This is a genomic window from Cohaesibacter sp. CAU 1516 (genome assembly GCF_005771485.1).
GTDB classification, from domain to species: Bacteria; Pseudomonadota; Alphaproteobacteria; order Rhizobiales; family Cohaesibacteraceae; genus Cohaesibacter; species Cohaesibacter intestini.
This window is the reverse complement of the sequence record NZ_VANT01000002.1, coordinates 274278-289946: the sequence shown is the minus strand read 5'-3', so window position 1 is coordinate 289946 and position 15669 is coordinate 274278. Positions and strand designations below refer to the sequence as shown.

Annotated in this window: 17 protein-coding genes; 6 read left to right on the top strand and 11 right to left on the bottom strand. The window is 56.4% G+C overall.

The annotated features are described in order from the left end of the window. Nucleotides 1–10: 10 nt before the first annotated feature. The 3 genes from FDK21_RS08210 to ccmA form a co-directional block, all read right to left on the bottom strand. Nucleotides 11–832 (bottom strand): heme ABC transporter permease, encoded by an 822-nt coding sequence (locus FDK21_RS08210; protein WP_138148145.1) that lies wholly within the window; start codon nt 830–832, stop codon nt 11–13. Nucleotides 833–1113: 281 nt separating this feature from the next. Beyond that, a complete protein-coding gene (ccmB, locus tag FDK21_RS08205; RefSeq protein WP_138148352.1) occupies nt 1114–1773 on the bottom strand; it encodes a heme exporter protein CcmB in 660 nt (219 codons plus the stop codon). Between the two features lie 5 nt (nt 1774–1778). Further along, complete coding sequence (gene ccmA, locus FDK21_RS08200; RefSeq protein ID WP_138148143.1) at nt 1779–2444, bottom strand: heme ABC exporter ATP-binding protein CcmA; 666 nt, start codon at nt 2442–2444, stop codon at nt 1779–1781. 390 nt (nt 2445–2834) lie between these two features. On the opposite strand from ccmA, the gene FDK21_RS08195 reads away from it, so the two are divergent. The 3 genes from FDK21_RS08195 (at nt 2835) to mgrA (ending at nt 5273) form a co-directional block, all read left to right on the top strand. Beyond that, entirely contained in the window at nt 2835–3269 is a 435-nt protein-coding gene (locus tag FDK21_RS08195) for a GNAT family N-acetyltransferase (RefSeq protein WP_138148141.1), read from the top strand. A gap of 117 nt (nt 3270–3386) precedes the next feature. After that, a complete protein-coding gene (locus FDK21_RS08190; RefSeq protein WP_138148139.1) occupies nt 3387–4235 on the top strand; it encodes a DUF1989 domain-containing protein in 849 nt (282 codons plus the stop codon). A 12-nt stretch (nt 4236–4247) separates the two neighbouring features. Continuing rightward, nucleotides 4248–5273, top strand: a complete 1026-nt coding sequence (gene mgrA, locus FDK21_RS08185) for an L-glyceraldehyde 3-phosphate reductase (RefSeq protein ID WP_138148137.1) — start codon at nt 4248–4250, stop codon at nt 5271–5273. A 71-nt stretch (nt 5274–5344) separates the two neighbouring features. On the opposite strand, the gene FDK21_RS08180 is transcribed toward mgrA, so the two are convergent. Then, nucleotides 5345–5575: a DUF1674 domain-containing protein gene (locus FDK21_RS08180; RefSeq protein ID WP_245418377.1), complete on the bottom strand. Its 231-nt coding sequence runs from the start codon at nt 5573–5575 to the stop codon at nt 5345–5347. A gap of 242 nt (nt 5576–5817) precedes the next feature. Between FDK21_RS08180 and htpX the strand changes: the two genes are divergently transcribed. Then, nucleotides 5818–6825 (top strand): zinc metalloprotease HtpX, encoded by a 1008-nt coding sequence (htpX, locus tag FDK21_RS08175; protein WP_138148135.1) that lies wholly within the window; start codon nt 5818–5820, stop codon nt 6823–6825. Between the two features lie 285 nt (nt 6826–7110). Then, a complete protein-coding gene (locus FDK21_RS08170; protein ID WP_138148134.1) occupies nt 7111–7434 on the top strand; it encodes a PilZ domain-containing protein in 324 nt (107 codons plus the stop codon). A gap of 129 nt (nt 7435–7563) precedes the next feature. On the opposite strand, the gene typA is transcribed toward FDK21_RS08170, so the two are convergent. From typA to FDK21_RS20610, 6 genes are all read right to left on the bottom strand, one after another. Then, nucleotides 7564–9384: a translational GTPase TypA gene (typA, locus tag FDK21_RS08165; protein ID WP_138148132.1), complete on the bottom strand. Its 1821-nt coding sequence runs from the start codon at nt 9382–9384 to the stop codon at nt 7564–7566. Nucleotides 9385–9708: 324 nt separating this feature from the next. Beyond that, on the bottom strand, nt 9709–10260 hold the full coding sequence (locus FDK21_RS08160) for a helix-turn-helix transcriptional regulator (RefSeq protein WP_210238712.1): 552 nt from the start codon (nt 10258–10260) through the stop codon (nt 9709–9711). Nucleotides 10261–10840: 580 nt separating this feature from the next. Then, entirely contained in the window at nt 10841–11353 is a 513-nt protein-coding gene (locus tag FDK21_RS08155) for a DUF1643 domain-containing protein (RefSeq protein WP_138148130.1), read from the bottom strand. A 65-nt stretch (nt 11354–11418) separates the two neighbouring features. Then, on the bottom strand, nt 11419–12645 hold the full coding sequence (locus FDK21_RS08150; RefSeq protein WP_138148128.1) for an argininosuccinate synthase: 1227 nt from the start codon (nt 12643–12645) through the stop codon (nt 11419–11421). A 216-nt stretch (nt 12646–12861) separates the two neighbouring features. Continuing rightward, nucleotides 12862–13641: a phosphatase PAP2 family protein gene (locus FDK21_RS08145; protein ID WP_138148127.1), complete on the bottom strand. Its 780-nt coding sequence runs from the start codon at nt 13639–13641 to the stop codon at nt 12862–12864. A gap of 138 nt (nt 13642–13779) precedes the next feature. Continuing rightward, entirely contained in the window at nt 13780–13917 is a 138-nt protein-coding gene (locus tag FDK21_RS20610; protein ID WP_157967556.1) for a hypothetical protein, read from the bottom strand. A 363-nt stretch (nt 13918–14280) separates the two neighbouring features. Here FDK21_RS20610 and FDK21_RS08140 point away from each other — a divergent pair, with 363 nt between their 5' ends. Beyond that, nucleotides 14281–15162 carry a LysR family transcriptional regulator gene (locus FDK21_RS08140; RefSeq protein ID WP_138148126.1) on the top strand — a complete coding sequence of 294 codons (882 nt, stop codon included), beginning with the start codon at nt 14281–14283 and terminating at the stop codon, nt 15160–15162. Here the strand turns inward: FDK21_RS08140 and FDK21_RS08135 are convergent. Beyond that, entirely contained in the window at nt 15159–15620 is a 462-nt protein-coding gene (locus FDK21_RS08135; protein WP_138148124.1) for a hypothetical protein, read from the bottom strand. The genes FDK21_RS08140 and FDK21_RS08135 overlap by 4 nt on opposite strands. Nucleotides 15621–15669: the final 49 nt, after the last annotated feature.

Here is a 15669-nt window from a genome sequence, read left to right as displayed (position 1 = left end):
CTCCTGCCTGTCAGTGGGTTGTGGCGGGCTTTTGTCCCGCCGGGGTGGCGCGTGAGGCGGCGACCGCACCATTGCCGGAGGCGACAGAGCGGGCGGCCTGCATTTGCATGGTGCGAATGCGGCGGCGCAGGATCTCGTTCTTCATGGCCTTGAAGTGAAGGGCCGTGAACAGTAACGTGAAAGCAAAGGCCATCACCAACAGCGGAATCAGGATCGAGGCGTGGATTTTCGGACCGTCAAGGGTCAGCACGCTGGCGGGCTGATGCAGGGTGCTCCACCAGTCGACCGAGAATTTGATGATCGGGATGTTGATAAAGCCGACCAGTGTCAGAATGGCGGCGGCTTTGCCCGCCCGGATCGGATCGTCAATGGTGCGCCAGAGGGCCATCAAGCCAAGATAGATGATCAGCAAAACGAGCATCGAGGTCAGGCGCGCATCCCAGACCCACCAGGTGCCCCACATGGGCTTGCCCCACAGGCTGCCGGTGACCAGCGAAACAAACGTGAAGGCAGCCCCCAAGGGGCCAGCGGCCTTGGCCGAAACATCGGCCAGCGGATGCTTCCAGATCAAGGTGCCGAGGGAGCCAATGGCCATCACCATATAGGCAAACATGGCCAGCCAGGCGGCGGGCACGTGGATGAACATGATCTTGACCGTCGCGCCTTGCTGATAATCGTCCGGTGCGTAGAAAAAGGTCAGATAAAGACCGGCAGCAAAGGCCACCACCGTCAGGATGACGAGCGGTGTCATGATCTTATCGAGAATCGACAAGAAACGTGTCGGATTTGCCAGATCCCAAATGCTGAAGGACTTCTTCTGCGTATCTGTCATGCGTGGTCCCTGCGTTCAAACCTGCTGCAAGCCATATTCGGATCACAGGACCCGTATCTGCACATTATCCCGGTATCCGGGTGGCTCGGATGCGACCCCGTGCGCAGTGTGGCTTGCTCTCTCCCTAAGCCCGGCCAATGGTCGGTTGGCTGAGACTGATTGATGATTATGGCGGAAGCGTGCTTTCCGCCTTGACCAATATCACGTGTCATGTCGCTGGCGGATTACGATTTCGTAAGGAAGGCGCACATGGTGCGATACCTTTGGGCTATAGATCCGGTCTATTCCTGTGCACCCCGCAAAGCTGCGGCCGCAGCAATCGGGCCGACAACCAGCGACATCAGCGACAGAGCGCAGAGAATATAGAAGGGCGTGTCAAACGGAGCCGGGTCTGTGACTGCGCCAACTGAGGCGCTGACCCCGAAAATCAGGATCGGAATGGTCAGCGGCAGGATCAGGATCGATAACAAAAGGCCGCCGCGGCGCAGAATAACCGTCAGGGCCGCGCCGATTGCCCCGATCAGGGTGAGGGCCGGGGTGCCGACCAGCAACGTGGCGGTGACCGCCGCAATGCCGACCGGTTCGAGATTGAGAAACAGCGACAGGAGCGGGGTGGCGAGCACCAGCGGCAGACCTGTGGCGATCCATTGGGCAGCGCATTTGACCAGCACCATCAATTCCAGTGGATGATCGCCCAGCAGCAGCAGATCAAGCGAGCCATCTTCCTGATCAGCCTGAAACAGCCGATCCAGACCCAACAGGGTGGCGAGTAAGGCACCGATCCAGAGAATGGCAGGGCCCAGTCGTCCCAAGAGGTTGAGGTCCGGGCCGACGGCAAAGGGGAAGACGGTGACAACAATGAGGAAAAACAGCACACCCATCAAGGCGCCACCACCAATGCGGACCGACAGTCTTAGCTCCCGGACAAACAGGGCACCCATCGCGCTCATGCCTTGATCTCCTCGTGTGTGTCGCTCTCTTCGGCGAATTCGTCTTTCAGGTCGTCGGCCTGATTGCGATCAAGATGGAGCCGGTCGGGATTGAGCAGGCCCAGTGGTGCGTGGGTGGCGGCAATGATCAACCCGCCCTCCGCCAGATGATCGGCCATCAGGTCTTCAAGCTTGCGCTCAGAGGCGATATCAAGGGCCGAAGTCGGCTCATCAAGCAGCCATAAAGGCCGGTGGCAGACCAGAAGTCGGGCCAGTGACAGACGGCGACGCTGACCGGCGGAAAGGTAAGCGGCAGGCATGTCAACCAGATCGCCAAGGTCGACCAGATCAAGCGCTTCAAAGGCACTGCGGGTCCCGTTGCCATAATAGGCCTGCCAGAAATCTAGATTTTCCTTCAACGTGAAGGCGGGTTTGATGGCGTCCGCATGGCCGAAATAGTGGGCTTGCTGACCAACGGCGATTTCTCCGTCGCCGCCTTCCAGATGCATGCTGCCCATATGGGCGCGCACCAAACCGGCAAGGGTGCGCAGCAGCGAGGATTTGCCAATGCCATTGGGGCCGGTGACCACAAGCGCCTTGCCGCCATCCAGTGTGAAGCTGACATGCTCGAGTACCGGGCGCCCGCCCCGGATGCATCCCAGCCCGTCCACGATCAATCGCATGATGGTCCCCCGATTTTCGGCCTCGCTTTCAAGGCCTCTTTTCTTTCATCCCTAAATATCGGGCATGTCATCGCCTTGATATTCATCATATGGACGAAAAAGACTGAGGCGGAAAGGAAAAAAACGGAACCGTGGGAACTTCGGTCAGAGGGGGAAGCCTTGCCGTGTTGGGCTTGCTGGGTTTGTCAGAGTGTTGTATTTGTTTCCTTAAGTTTCATTGCAACAGGAGTTTTGATGTCCCGGTGACAGGTTGAAGCCAGTTTGGCTTTCAGATGATCGCTCTTGTGCGCAGATCTTTGCTGCAGAAGGCGGTCACGCTCTCAACATTTCTGTTTTGCCAACGGTGCCTGCAAATAGGCGACCGAACGGCACCTATATGGGACATTCAACATGATCCGACTTTACACAGATCAGGATACCGAGGCCGTTATCGCCTTGTGGCGCGCGGCCAGTGATCTGGCACATCCGTTTCTATCAACGCAATTCCAAGACCGGGCCGAAATCCTGACCCGCGACATCTATCTCAAAATGGCCGAGACCTGGGTCCATGAAGTGGACGGTGAGGTTGTTGGCTTTATCGGCCTGCTCGAGATGGAGCAAATATGGCATATTGGCGGGCTGTTTGTCCGGCCGGATTGGCATGGGCAAGGCGTGGGCCGGGCACTGGTTGATCACGCTGCCAAGCGCAAGAGGCCACTGACGGTCGATGTCTTTGTCGACAATGCCATCGGCAGGGGTTTTTACAAAGCTTATGGTTTTATGGGGGATGAGCGCCATATCGATCCCCATTCCGGCTTTGAGTTGCTAAGGCTCACTGTGGGCTGAATGATGTGAACCAGATAAACCCGGCCTTGTCAGAGTGTCGGGTTTATTTGCTTGCCTTGGTGGCTTGTTGTCTGACAGACTGGGCGAAACCCACCAGTTTGCCGTGAGGCCTTTCCCATGACCAGAGCTGCCCCTTCCGACGCTGATATGCGCCGGGCCGTGAAGCCCGTGATCTGTTATCCAACCGAGACTTTGCCCAAGCCCGATATGGCGCTTTATGCCAAGGCGCGCGAAGGAGCTCAAAAAGTGGCCGAGGTGATTGTTCCGCCGCGTGAGGCGGCCGCGATCGAAGTGCCTGCCGGGCATTTTCTGCGCACCGTCTCCATTGAAGGGCCGCAGGTCGGTGATCTTAATCTGTTTAACAAAGCCGATCTGAGCGAGCGGCTGTTTACCGGCAAGACCCGCGCCCTGCACGGCACCCATGTGACGATTGGCGATCAGCTCTGGTCGAACCTGCCCTATATGCGCCCGATTGCCACGGTGGTTGAGGATACACTCAACTGGTATGGTATCGATGCCTATGGCGGCTCGGTGCATGATGTGATCGGCACGCGATGCGATCCCTATACGGGCAAGTTGCTTGGCGGCACCGACTATCACCATTGCTGCCATTCGAACCTGACCCGTGCCTTGGCCGATGCGCGGGGGCTGTCTCTGGAGGAGGCGGAGCGGCATGTGCATGATGTGCTCAATGTCTTCATGTGCACGGGCTTCACCCGCGATACGGGGCAATATTTCATGAAGGCAAGCCCGGTGCGCCCCGGCGACTATCTGGAATTGTTTGCCGAGATTGACCTGTTGGCGGTGCAAAGCACCTGTCCGGGCGGGGATTGCGGTTCGGAACATACCAGCGATGTGGCAGCTTGCCATCCGCTCTTGATGGAAATCTACAAACCCCGTGACGGGGTGCTTGAGGGTTGGACCTCTCCGGCCCTCAACGCCTATGATCGCAGTCACGGGCGATAAGGGGAGAGAAAGATGTATGTACCTGCAGACAATCGCTATGACAGCATGCTGTATCGTCGCTGTGGCAAGTCGGGGCTAAAGCTGCCTGCCATCTCATTGGGGCTGTGGCACAATTTTGGCCATGACACGCCACACCAGACCAAGCGGGCCATTTGTCAGAAGGCCTTTGATCTGGGCATCACCCATTTCGACCTCGCCAACAATTATGGCCCTCCCTATGGCAGCGCCGAGGAAGCCTTTGGCGAGATCCTGCGCACTGATTTCCAGCATCATCGCGATGAGTTGATCATTTCTTCCAAAGCCGGATATGACATGTGGCCGGGGCCTTACGGGGAATGGGGCAGCCGGAAATATCTCATCGCCTCGTGCGACCAGTCGCTGAAGCGGATGGGGCTTGATTATGTCGATATTTTCTATTCCCACCGCTTTGATCCGGAAACCCCGCTGGAAGAAACCATGGGCGCGCTTGACAGCATTGTGCGGCAGGGTAAGGCTTTGTATGTTGGCATTTCGTCCTACAATTCCCAACGCACGCAGGAAGCCGTGGCGATCCTGAACGAGTTGGGCACCCCATGCCTCATTCATCAGCCAAGCTATAATATGCTCAATCGCTGGGTCGAGACGGATGGCCTGAAAGACACGCTCAATGAGCTGGGGGTTGGTTCGATTGCCTTCACGCCGCTGGCGCAGGGTATGCTGACCAACAAATATCTCAATGGGGTGCCGCAGGATTCCCGTGCGGTGCAGGGCAAGTCGCTCAATCCGAACAGTTTGACGGATGCGGCGATTGCCAATCTGAACAAACTCAATGAGATTGCCGGGCGTCGTGGTCAGACTTTGGCGCAGATGGCAATTGCATGGGTGTTGCGCAATGGGGGCATCACCACGGCATTGATTGGTGCGTCGCGCCCTGAGCAGGTGGAGGATTGTGTCGGCGCGATTGGCAATCTCGATTTCAGTGCCGAGGAACTGGTCGAGATCGATCTTTATGCTCGCGAAGAAGATATCAATCTCTGGGCGCGGTCAGCCGAGCTTTGAGATCTGAAAGATATACGAATATGAAAAAAGCGGGCTGAAAGGCCCGCTTTTTTGTTGGCCAGATGACTGGCTCAGAAATCGATGGTGCGGCCACCAATTTCATAATCCTCATAGCGGGACGGGTCGAGTCCGCCACGGCCACCAAATTCCTTCGGCCGTTCGGCGCTTTCCTTCAGGGCATCGCGCTCCTTGCGGCGTTCTTCGGCTTCAAGCAAGGCGCGCTGGGCGGCCGGTGGCAGGTCTTCGAAGGCGCGACGAGGCTTGGCGGCTTCTTCAGCGGCAGCCTGAGACGGCTGTTTGATCTCTACCGCCTGACGAAACTGGACGACATTGTCATCCTGCTCAGCCTTGGTTTCTTGATCTTGTTCTGGCGGGGTATTTGACGGATCACGGGTCATGCTGTGTCCTTGGCGGTCCTGATTGACTTGAAATTCTACTCTATCCTCTACCATATAGGATAAGTGTCGGTGATCCAAATGGTCAAAAAGACACTTTTCGCGCCCTGTTGGCGGCGATGAACCCTGAAAAGAGGATGTGACAGCAGATGAATTTCTTCCGTACCGCTTTGTTGCTGGCCGGTATGACGGGCCTGTTCATGGCCATCGGCTATATGCTCGGTGGCTCGGGGGGCATGATGATCGCCTTCATCATTGCACTCGGCATGAATGTCTTCAGCTATTGGAATTCGGACAAGATGGTCCTGCGGATGCATAATGCCGTCGAGGTCGATGCCCGCACCGCACCGGAATATTACGAGATTGTCGAAAAACTGGCCGCCGAAGCCGAGCTGCCGATGCCGAAGGTCTATGTGATCGACAGCGAGCAGCCCAACGCCTTTGCCACCGGGCGCAATCCGCAGAATGCTGCGGTTGCCGCGTCGACCGGTCTGCTCAACCGCCTGACCTACGAAGAGGTGGCTGGCGTGATGGCGCATGAGCTGGCCCACATCAAGAATTATGACATCCTGACCATGACGGTTACCGCGACGCTGGCCGGTGCCATTTCGATGCTTGCCAACTTTGCTTTCTTCTTTGGCGGCAGCCGCGACGAGAATGGCAATTCCAACATTTTCGCGACGATTGCCTTGATGATCCTTGCGCCACTTGCGGCCTCGGTGGTGCAGATGGCGATCAGCCGGACGCGGGAATATGAGGCGGACAAGATCGGTGCGCAGATTTGCGGTCAGCCTTTGTGGTTGGCCTCTGCCTTGGCCAAGATTGCCAATGCGGCGGGGCGTGAGGTGAATTATACCGCCGAGGAAAATCCTTCGACGGCCCACATGTTCATCATCAATCCGCTGTCCGGGCAGAAGATGGACAATCTCTTCTCCACCCATCCGAACACCCAAAACCGCATCGACGCGCTGCAAGCCTTGCAGGCGGAATGGTATGGCGGCGAGGGTCCGCTGACCGTTTCCAATGGTGGCACGATGGGTGCCAACCAGCGCCGCAGCCAAATGCAACAGAGCCATGATGATGGCCCATGGGGCGGCGGCACGGTGCGGGCAAATCGGCCAAGCAGAGATGACGAGCCGGAAGGGCCTTGGGGCTAAGTTTCTGGGGGCTAAGTTTCTGGGGGTTAAGCCTCAAGGGGGTAAACTTCTGGGGGTAAGCTTCCAGCGTCTTTAAAATGTCTGTCACGTCACTTGGCCCCTGAAGATTTTCAGGGGCCTTTCCTTTGCTTGCTGGTTCGGGCTGATTGCACTTATTGCGAGAAATGCACAGGCTTTAACCCTTTGTTAACCGCAAATTGCAATCCGCACTGCACAAATTTAACACTCTGTTAACTTGCAACCTAGAGAAGCAATTTAATCTTGGGTTGTCCAAAGGAGTGTGGCGTGGCCCTTCATCTTGAAAACCGGTCCAGTCGGCGCGTGCGTGTGCTGAAGGGCGGGAAAATTTTTTACAACAATTATTGTTTCAGTGTCGACTGTGTCATTCGCAATCAAGGGGCAGAGGGCATGATGCTGTCTCTGCCGGCTGAGCAACACTTGCCCGATGTTTTTGCGATTTTCAACCGCAAGGATGGTCACTTGGCGTCCGCCCGGATGATTTGGCGGCAGGGGGATCGGCTCGGTATTCAGTTGCTGTCAGAACCGGAAGACGTGCGGCAGTCAGACCAGCAGCATATAAGGCAGATGTCGACCATGATCACCCATTAAAATGGGGCTGGTTTGCAACTTGCAGTCATCGCGTTGGGTTAAACGCCTTGCAAACGCGACCAAGAGCCAACAAAAAAGCCGCCCGGATATTCTCCGCGCGGCTTTTGTTTGTCTGGTCGCCTTCAGCGCTTAACTTGCCTTTTTGGCTGCGCGTTCGGCTTTCTTGCGGTCATTCGGGTCGAGCAGGATTTTGCGCAGACGGATCGATTTTGGCGTTACTTCCACCAGCTCGTCGTCGGCAATGTAGCTGAGCGCCGCTTCAAGGCTCAGTTTCAATGGCGTGGTCAGCTTGATGGCATCATCCTTGCCCGAGGAGCGGATGTTGGTCAGCTGCTTGCCTTTGAGCACGTTGATGTCGAGGTCGTTGCCGCGGGTATGTTCGCCGACGATCATGCCTTCATAGACCTTGGTGCCCGGCGCAATCATCATTGGACCGCGATCTTCCAGCTGCCAGAGGGCATAGGCAACCGCTTCGCCATTGCCGTTGGACAGCAGAACGCCGGTGTTGCGGCTGGCGATATGGCCTTTATGGGGCGCATATTCGTGGAAGATTCGGTTGAAGATTGCCGTGCCGCGGGTGTCGGACAGCAGTTCGGACTGGTAGCCTATCAGGCCACGGGTCGGGGCATAGAAGACCAGACGGGTGCGACCGCCGCCCGATGGGCGCATTTCGATCATCTCGCCCTTGCGTTCCTGCATCTTCTGGACCACAACGCCGGAGAATTCGTCATCGACGTCGATGATGACTTCTTCGATTGGCTCGGTGACCTTGCCATTCTCGTCTTTTTGCATCACCACCTGCGGACGGCCAATGCCGAGTTCAAAGCCTTCACGGCGCATATTCTCAATGAGAATGGACAGCAGCAATTCGCCACGGCCCGACACGACGAAGGCGTCGGAATCGACAGCTTCCTCAACCTTCAGCGCCACGTTGCCTTCAGCTTCGGACAGAAGACGAGCGCGGATGACGCGGCTCTGGACCTTGTCGCCTTCGGTGCCAGCCAGCGGGCTGTCATTGACGCGGAAGGTCATGGACAGGGTTGGTGGGTCGATTGGCTGGGCTTCGATGCTCTGGGTGACGGATGGGGCGCAGATGGTGTCAGCTACGGTCGCCTTTTGCAGACCGGCGATGGAAACGATGTCGCCCGCTTCGCCTTTTTCGATCGACTGGCGCTCGAGGCCACGGAAAGCCATGACCTTGGAGATGCGGCCATTTTCAATCAGCTTGCCATCACGGGCCAAAGCCTTGACACTCATGTTCGGCTTGACTTCACCAGCAAGGATGCGCCCGGTCAGAATGCGGCCAAGGAAGTTGTCGGCTTCGATGGTGGTTGCCAGCAGGCGGAATTCGCCTTCTTCAACCTGTGGGGCCGGGACATGCTTGACCACCAGATCAAACAACGGCTCCATGTCGGTTTTCGGTCCGTCCGGCTCCAGTGCCATCCAGCCATTCTTGGCAGAGCCATAGAGCACGGGGAAGTCAAGCTGCTCTTCGTTGGCATCGAGATTGGCGAACAGATCGAAGACTTCATCGAGGACTTCTTCGGCCCGCTGTTCCGGTTTGTCGATCTTGTTGATCGCAACGATGGGCTTGAGGCCCAGTTTGAGGGCCTTGGAGACCACGAATTTGGTCTGGGGCATCGGGCCTTCTGCTGCATCGACCAGCACGATCACGCCGTCAACCATGTGCAGAATACGCTCCACCTCGCCGCCAAAATCGGCGTGGCCAGGGGTGTCGACGATGTTGATGCGGGTGCCGGCATGCTCAAGCGAGGTGACCTTGGCCAGAATGGTGATGCCGCGCTCGCGCTCGATGTCGTTGGAATCCATCATCCGCTCTTCGGTCTGCTGGTTCTCACGGAACATGCCGGAGGCTTTCAGCAATTCGTCGATCAGCGTGGTTTTGCCGTGGTCGACGTGAGCAATGATCGCAATGTTGCGCAGGTTCATAGGGTTTGTCTCTTATGTCAGGGCACAGCCAAAAGCTCCGGTGACGACCGGAGCGAAAAGGCAGCCCGCGTTCTTTGGGGAATTGGCGAGAAGCTCTATACGAATTTTTGCGGCTTGAAAAGCTCTGAATCCGCGAAAACTGGGGCGTTACGGGGCAAGGGGGGCACTTTTTTTGGCCTCCCGGCGTCTTTTGCGTCCCTTTTGGAGGTCCAGTTGCGCGCAACGTGGCTTTACAAGCGTCCGTTAAACAGCCGTTTGACGGTTCTCTCCAAAGGCTTTAGCTGCTTGCTGTGACAGTCGCGTGAAGACGCGGCATTGACCGCATCAGGACCCACACAGGTCAAACAGTGAGGCGCGCGAGGAAATGCCGAGTTTTTCGTAGGCACGCTTGCGGTAGGTGACGACGGTGGAGGGAGCAACCTCCATGTCGGCGGCGATTCGTTCAGCCTTTTTGCCTGAGAGAATGCCAATACAGACTTCTCGTTCCCGATCAGACAGGTTGGAAAGCGCTGGATGGGGGGCTTCCTGATAGACCGCATTCAATTGAGGGGCACTGGGAAAATGTTCGGTGATCAGCTCGATGAGTTTTGGCAGCAGCGGATGGTTTAAATCCACTTGTTCGAACTTTTGGAAATATAAATGAATGATCATCGGCATATCTGGCAGAGCGGCTAGAATAGAAATTCTGTCGGCAAAGCCGGAAAGCGGGTTGTTGCTTTGCAGGATCGAGGCGAAGGCCAGAAGGAATTCATCGGAGAATAGGCCCTTCACCTGACTATGCGTCACAATCTCGATTGTTCCCTTTTTCTGGGCGGTCAGCTTGTCTATCAGCGGATCCTGCTTGTACCAGCCGGTCATATAAATGGACTTAGCCACTTCACCAAAGATGGGATTTTCCAAATTTCTGATGAAAAGACATTTGGGCACGTCATGCTTGTGGCTCCAGATCCCAATCTGAACTGATTTCAGCTCTTTAACAAGCTCAAGGAAAGGCTGGAAAAAACCTCTCTCCCCCAGGTTGTTTCGACATTGTTCCAGCAAATTCTGTAAATGGTGATTTTCCTCGTAATTATTCACAATGTCCTCTCCTTTGGAGGACAGACCCATAGTAAGTAGTTTGCTATAGATACTGTCACACCGGTAACCTTATTTCCGGAACGAATAACGCAAACCTTCTATCCTCGAGTTCATCCTCGAGGACACCTGACAATGAGGCGGGTCCGTCCCCCCACATGTGGGCCCGTTTTTTACCCTCACCATCATTTCCCCCAAATGCTTGGTGAGGGCACTTGCGTTTTGCTTGGTTGCCGAAAGGCGGGCCGGCAGCAATACCGCTTGGCTGATTCCCTACTAACTTTGATTAGAAGTTCTCGTTACGTCAAGCTCGCTATTGATTGGACTTGTCTGAGCCTATAGCTGTCCCAGCTATAACTTGCATTCGTGAAATTTTCGCCTCTTAGTGCCAGCGTTCGAGCTGGGTTTCGTAGCTTACATAGAGCGGGTGGCGGGGATGGCCTTCTTTGCTGAGGCCCAGATGCTGCAAGCTGTGGCCCTGCGAGAGAAGCAGGGATTTGATCGCCGGACCCAGACCCATATGCGCCCCGTGGGTTCCCCAAGCACACAGAATCACATCGGCCCATCTGGCGGCTTGCATCAATTGGGAAAGATTGTCCGGGCCTATTGGGTCCTTGGCCTTTTTCAAATCCCGCGGATCGGTGGCGCGGAAGGCAAACAGATTGCAGGCCCGAAAGCCCCCAAAGCCCAGAGCGCGTGCGCGTCGTTCGCAGCGTTCGATGGTGGGGTCGTTTTTCAGCTCGGTTGCCTTGGACGGATTGAGCATGATAAAGAGCAGTTTTTTGCCGCTCTCGTCCCATTGCCGCGTCAGGGCATAGCGATAGGTCTCGCACGGGGAATAGAGCGCGCTAGAGAGCGTGCCGGCTTCTTCATGCTGTCTGAGGATCGGCGTCATCCTGCCTCCCACAAAAAAGGCGGAGCAAAGCCCCGCCAATCTCATATCTTCATCATTGCAAAGATCTATTTGGCCTTGCGGTTGCGGTAACCGATGGTTCTGAGGCGCAGGGCATTCAATTCAATGAAGCCAGCGGCGTCATTGTGATCATAATCGATCGCGCCTTCCTCAAAGGTCACCAGATCCTCACTATAGAGGCTGAACTCGCTGTCGCGGGCGATGACATCGGCATTGCCTTTATAAAGCTTGAGCTTGACGGTGCCGGTGACATATTCCTGAGATTTGTCGATCAGCGCCTGGAGCATTTCACGCTCTGGGCTGTACCAGAAGCCGTTATAGATCAGCTCGGCATAGCGCGGCATGATGCTGTCTTTGAGATGGGCTGCGCCGCCATCGAGCGTAATGCTCTCGATGCCGCGGTGCGCTGCCAGCAGGATGGTGCCGCCCGGGGTTTCATAGATGCCACGGGATTTCATGCCAACGAAGCGGTTCTCGACCAGATCAAGCCGGCCAATGCCATTGTCATGGCCCAGCTGGTTGAGCTTGGTGAGGATTTCCGCCGGGGTCATTTTGACGCCATCGATGGACACCGCGTCGCCTTTTTCAAAGCCGACTTCGATGATGGTGGCCTGATCGGGGGCTTCTTCCGGGCTCAAGGTGCGCGAATAGACATATTCCTCGGCTGGCACAGCCGGGTCTTCGAGCACGCGGCCTTCAGATGAAGTGTGCAGCAGGTTGGCATCGACCGAGAAGGGCGCTTCGCCGCGCTTGTCCTTGGTGATGGGGATCTGGTTCTGCTCGGCAAATTCCAGCAATTTGGTGCGCGAGGTCAGGTCCCATTCCCGCCAAGGGGCAATGACATGGATGTCCGGGTTGAGGGCGCGGGCGGCCAGCTCGAAGCGAACCTGATCGTTGCCTTTGCCGGTTGCGCCGTGGGCCACAGCATCAGCACCGACTTCTTCGGCGATCTCGACAAGACGCTTGGAGATCAGCGGACGGGCGATGGAGGTGCCAAGCAGATAGACGCCTTCATAAAGGGCATTGGCGCGGAACATCGGGAAGACGAAGTCGCGGACAAATTCTTCGCGCACATCTTCGATATAGATGTCCTTGATGCCGAGCATTTCGGCTTTTTTGCGTGCTGGTTCCAACTCTTCACCCTGACCGAGGTCGGCGGTGAAGGTCACGACTTCGCAGCCATATTCGGTCTGGAGCCATTTGAGGATGATGGATGTGTCGAGGCCACCGGAATAGGCCAGCACGACCTTTTTGATATCGCCTTTTTTAGCCATGCGATTTCACCTGATTCGCTGTCGGCGCTGCTGGGAAGGTGAGCGCCTGTGTCATTTGGAAGGAGAATGCAGTCTCCAGCATATCTGGCGGCACTATAGGCGCTATATAGTTCTGCGCAAGGGGGGGAGAAGCGAATTTCCGTCTGAATCCAATCAGTTTGCACGATCTTCGTGATGGTATCGATGCAAATGATCGGGCTTGCTACGCGCTTCTGCTCAGCTTGGTGGGACCCATTTGCTGCAAAGCCATGCACCTGCCCTGTCCCATGCGGTTTCGAGCCGCTCCGGTGTCCAGCCAAGGGGGCTTTTATCCGAGAAGAGATGATAGAGCAGGGCCATGACCAGAGCGGTCAGGGACCATGAGAGCAGAATGTCCGAGAGATAATGACCCCCAAAGGCGATGCGGTTGAGGGAGAACAGGCTGGCAAAGATCAGAATGATCCAGAAGCTCACCTTGCGCCAAGCCAGTGGCACCAAAAAGAGCAGGCCGAACAGCCAAAAGGACATCGACCCTTCGCCGGACACGAAGGAGCAGTTTTTCTCGCAATTGCCAGCAATCAGCCAAACTTCGGAGAAGGGCCATTGGCCGCCAAAGACATCGGTCTGGATTGGCCGGGCGCGGCCCCAATGGTCCTTGAGGACCAGATTGACCAGCAGTCCCGTGCCAAGCAGAACCGTCAGGATGAGAATCAAGGCGTGGGCAATGGAGATCAGCTTGCGCAGTTGCGGCGCGAAGAGACGGGCAACGAGGAACAGCAGCAATCCCAGAATGATCAGGCGTGGCCAAAGAATGCCCATTCGGCGCAGGCGCTGAAAGAACCAGCTCTGCTTGGCCCAGAATCCGTCGGTTTCACTGAAGAAGAGATTGGACACCCACAAATCGAGGGTGGGCAGCAGCAGGAACAATAGCGACAGGGCGCCGGTGATGACCAGCGCCATATAGACAGGATTGTCTTTGCTTTCCCTTATCAGGGGCTTGATCAGGGCGTCCATCATGCTTGTCGTCCGATCCGTGCTTTGCGCTGGCGTCCGCTAGGGGTTTGCGCGGTCCTAGCTGATTTTTGCAAAGAAGGGAAGACGCGAAGGGCGACAGGCGCACGGATGACGCCTCTGTCGTGGGGCTTTGGGGTGTTTTCAGCGGATGAGACTGGTATAGATCCGCAAAAGTGGCATCAGCCCTTGCCATTCGGGGCGATCGAGGGGATCGGCAAAGGGGTCATTGCGCGACATGTCAGTCTGGCTGGTGCGTTTCCAAATGAGCAGGCTTTCCATTCTGGTCATCTCCTTTTGCGGCGCGGCGCTGGCCTAATTTTTTGCAGGCAAGCGTCCGCGTGGATTGGCGGCCATAAGATGGGCGTCCATTCCAATGGGGAAGGGGGCTGGTGACGATTACGTAAACCCTGCATGCGGAGCCATGGGATGCTCCCTTTCGTCGCTGGCTTGCATTTTGGTGATGCAATACAGCGACTTAACGGGTTAAAGTGACAATAGCACCGGATCGCAACGAACTGTAGAGCGCCAAATGAAAGATGCTTTTCATGGATGCATGTTGAAGCGGGGGCAAGGATCCGTGACTGTCTGCCCAATCATGGCTTAAAAGGTGCGGGCTGTGGTGCAATTCAGGAATGATCTGAGATGGAAGCAAGTTGGGATGATCTGAAACTGTTTTTGATTGTTGCCGAGGGTGGGGGGCTGTCGGCCGCGTCGGCGCGCACGGGCATTTCAGCGCCGACCATCGGACGGCGCATGTTGGCTCTTGAGCGGACAATGAATCGCATTTTGTTTGAGCGTTCGCGCCGCGGATATGAACTGGCTGCTGATGGGATTTGCCTGCTTGAGCGTGTGCGTGAAATGGCCACAATCTCGGGCGCGATTACGCAGTGGCATAGCGGGGCCTTTGGCGATCCCTTTGTCGGCATTGCGGGGGATTCGTGGCTGGCGATGTTTCTTGCTCAGAGGAACAAGGCATTGTCGCACGGTCCGGGGGATATTCGTTTTTGCTGTTTCGATGCCCATGAGGGCCTGAATATGAGCAACCGGGACAGCGATATTGCCATCATTAGCAACCCGCCGCAGACGGGCAATTTTGCTGTGCGTCCGTCGGTGCATGTGGCCTATGCGGTTTATCAAGCACAGGATCTTGGTGAGGATGCGGATCGCCCTTGGGTCTCACTGGGCAAGGAAGATGCGCGCTTTGCTTCAGAGCGGTGGGTCTATGAGCGGCACGATCTAGAGATTTATGGCTGGACCAACAGCCCGCATGTGCTGTTCCAAATGATAAAAGCGGGGCAGGGGCGCAGTGTTTTGCCCTGCTTTCTTGGCGATGCTGCGCCGGAGCTCATAAGGGCCAGTGATGTGATTGAGGAGCTGACGGTTCGCCTGCATTTGGTGGTTAATGACGATGATCGTCATCGGCCAGAAATCCGCACGATGATCGAGCGGCTATCGCGCTTGCTGGAAGACAATCGGGCGTTGTTTGCCGGAGAGTGCCGCGCCGGATTGTCGACTGGGCGTTAAAGGTTGCGGGGCTTGTTGGCGGGAGTGCGTTTGACGATGCCTGCGCCGCGGCCGGCCACCAGCCAATAAACAAAGCCGCCGACCAGCCCTGCGGCCATGGCACGAATATCAAGGGCAATGGCCAACTCGTCGACCCGTTCGCCCGGTGCATGGAAGGCAAACAGCGACAGGATAAGGCCGTAGGCGAGATAAACAAAAAGACTGCGCCAGGATAGAATCTCGGCAACGATCAGGCCGAGCAGGATCGGGTAGAAACCGATCGAGCCGAAGATGCCAGCGATGAAGACGCCGGTAAAGACCGAGAAAACATTCTCAAAGACCGGATCTGGGCCGGGGCCTGCGAAATTCGGGTCCATTGCCAACAGGGCAAATCCAAGAAAGACCCCAGCCGCCAGCAAAGCCAGAATGAGGCCGATGGGCACCATGAAAAGGCGGGCGATGATGCGGGAAAGGCTCACTGGTCTGGTCCTGTTATTTTGCGTGTGTGCGCAGAGGCGGGAGAATGAA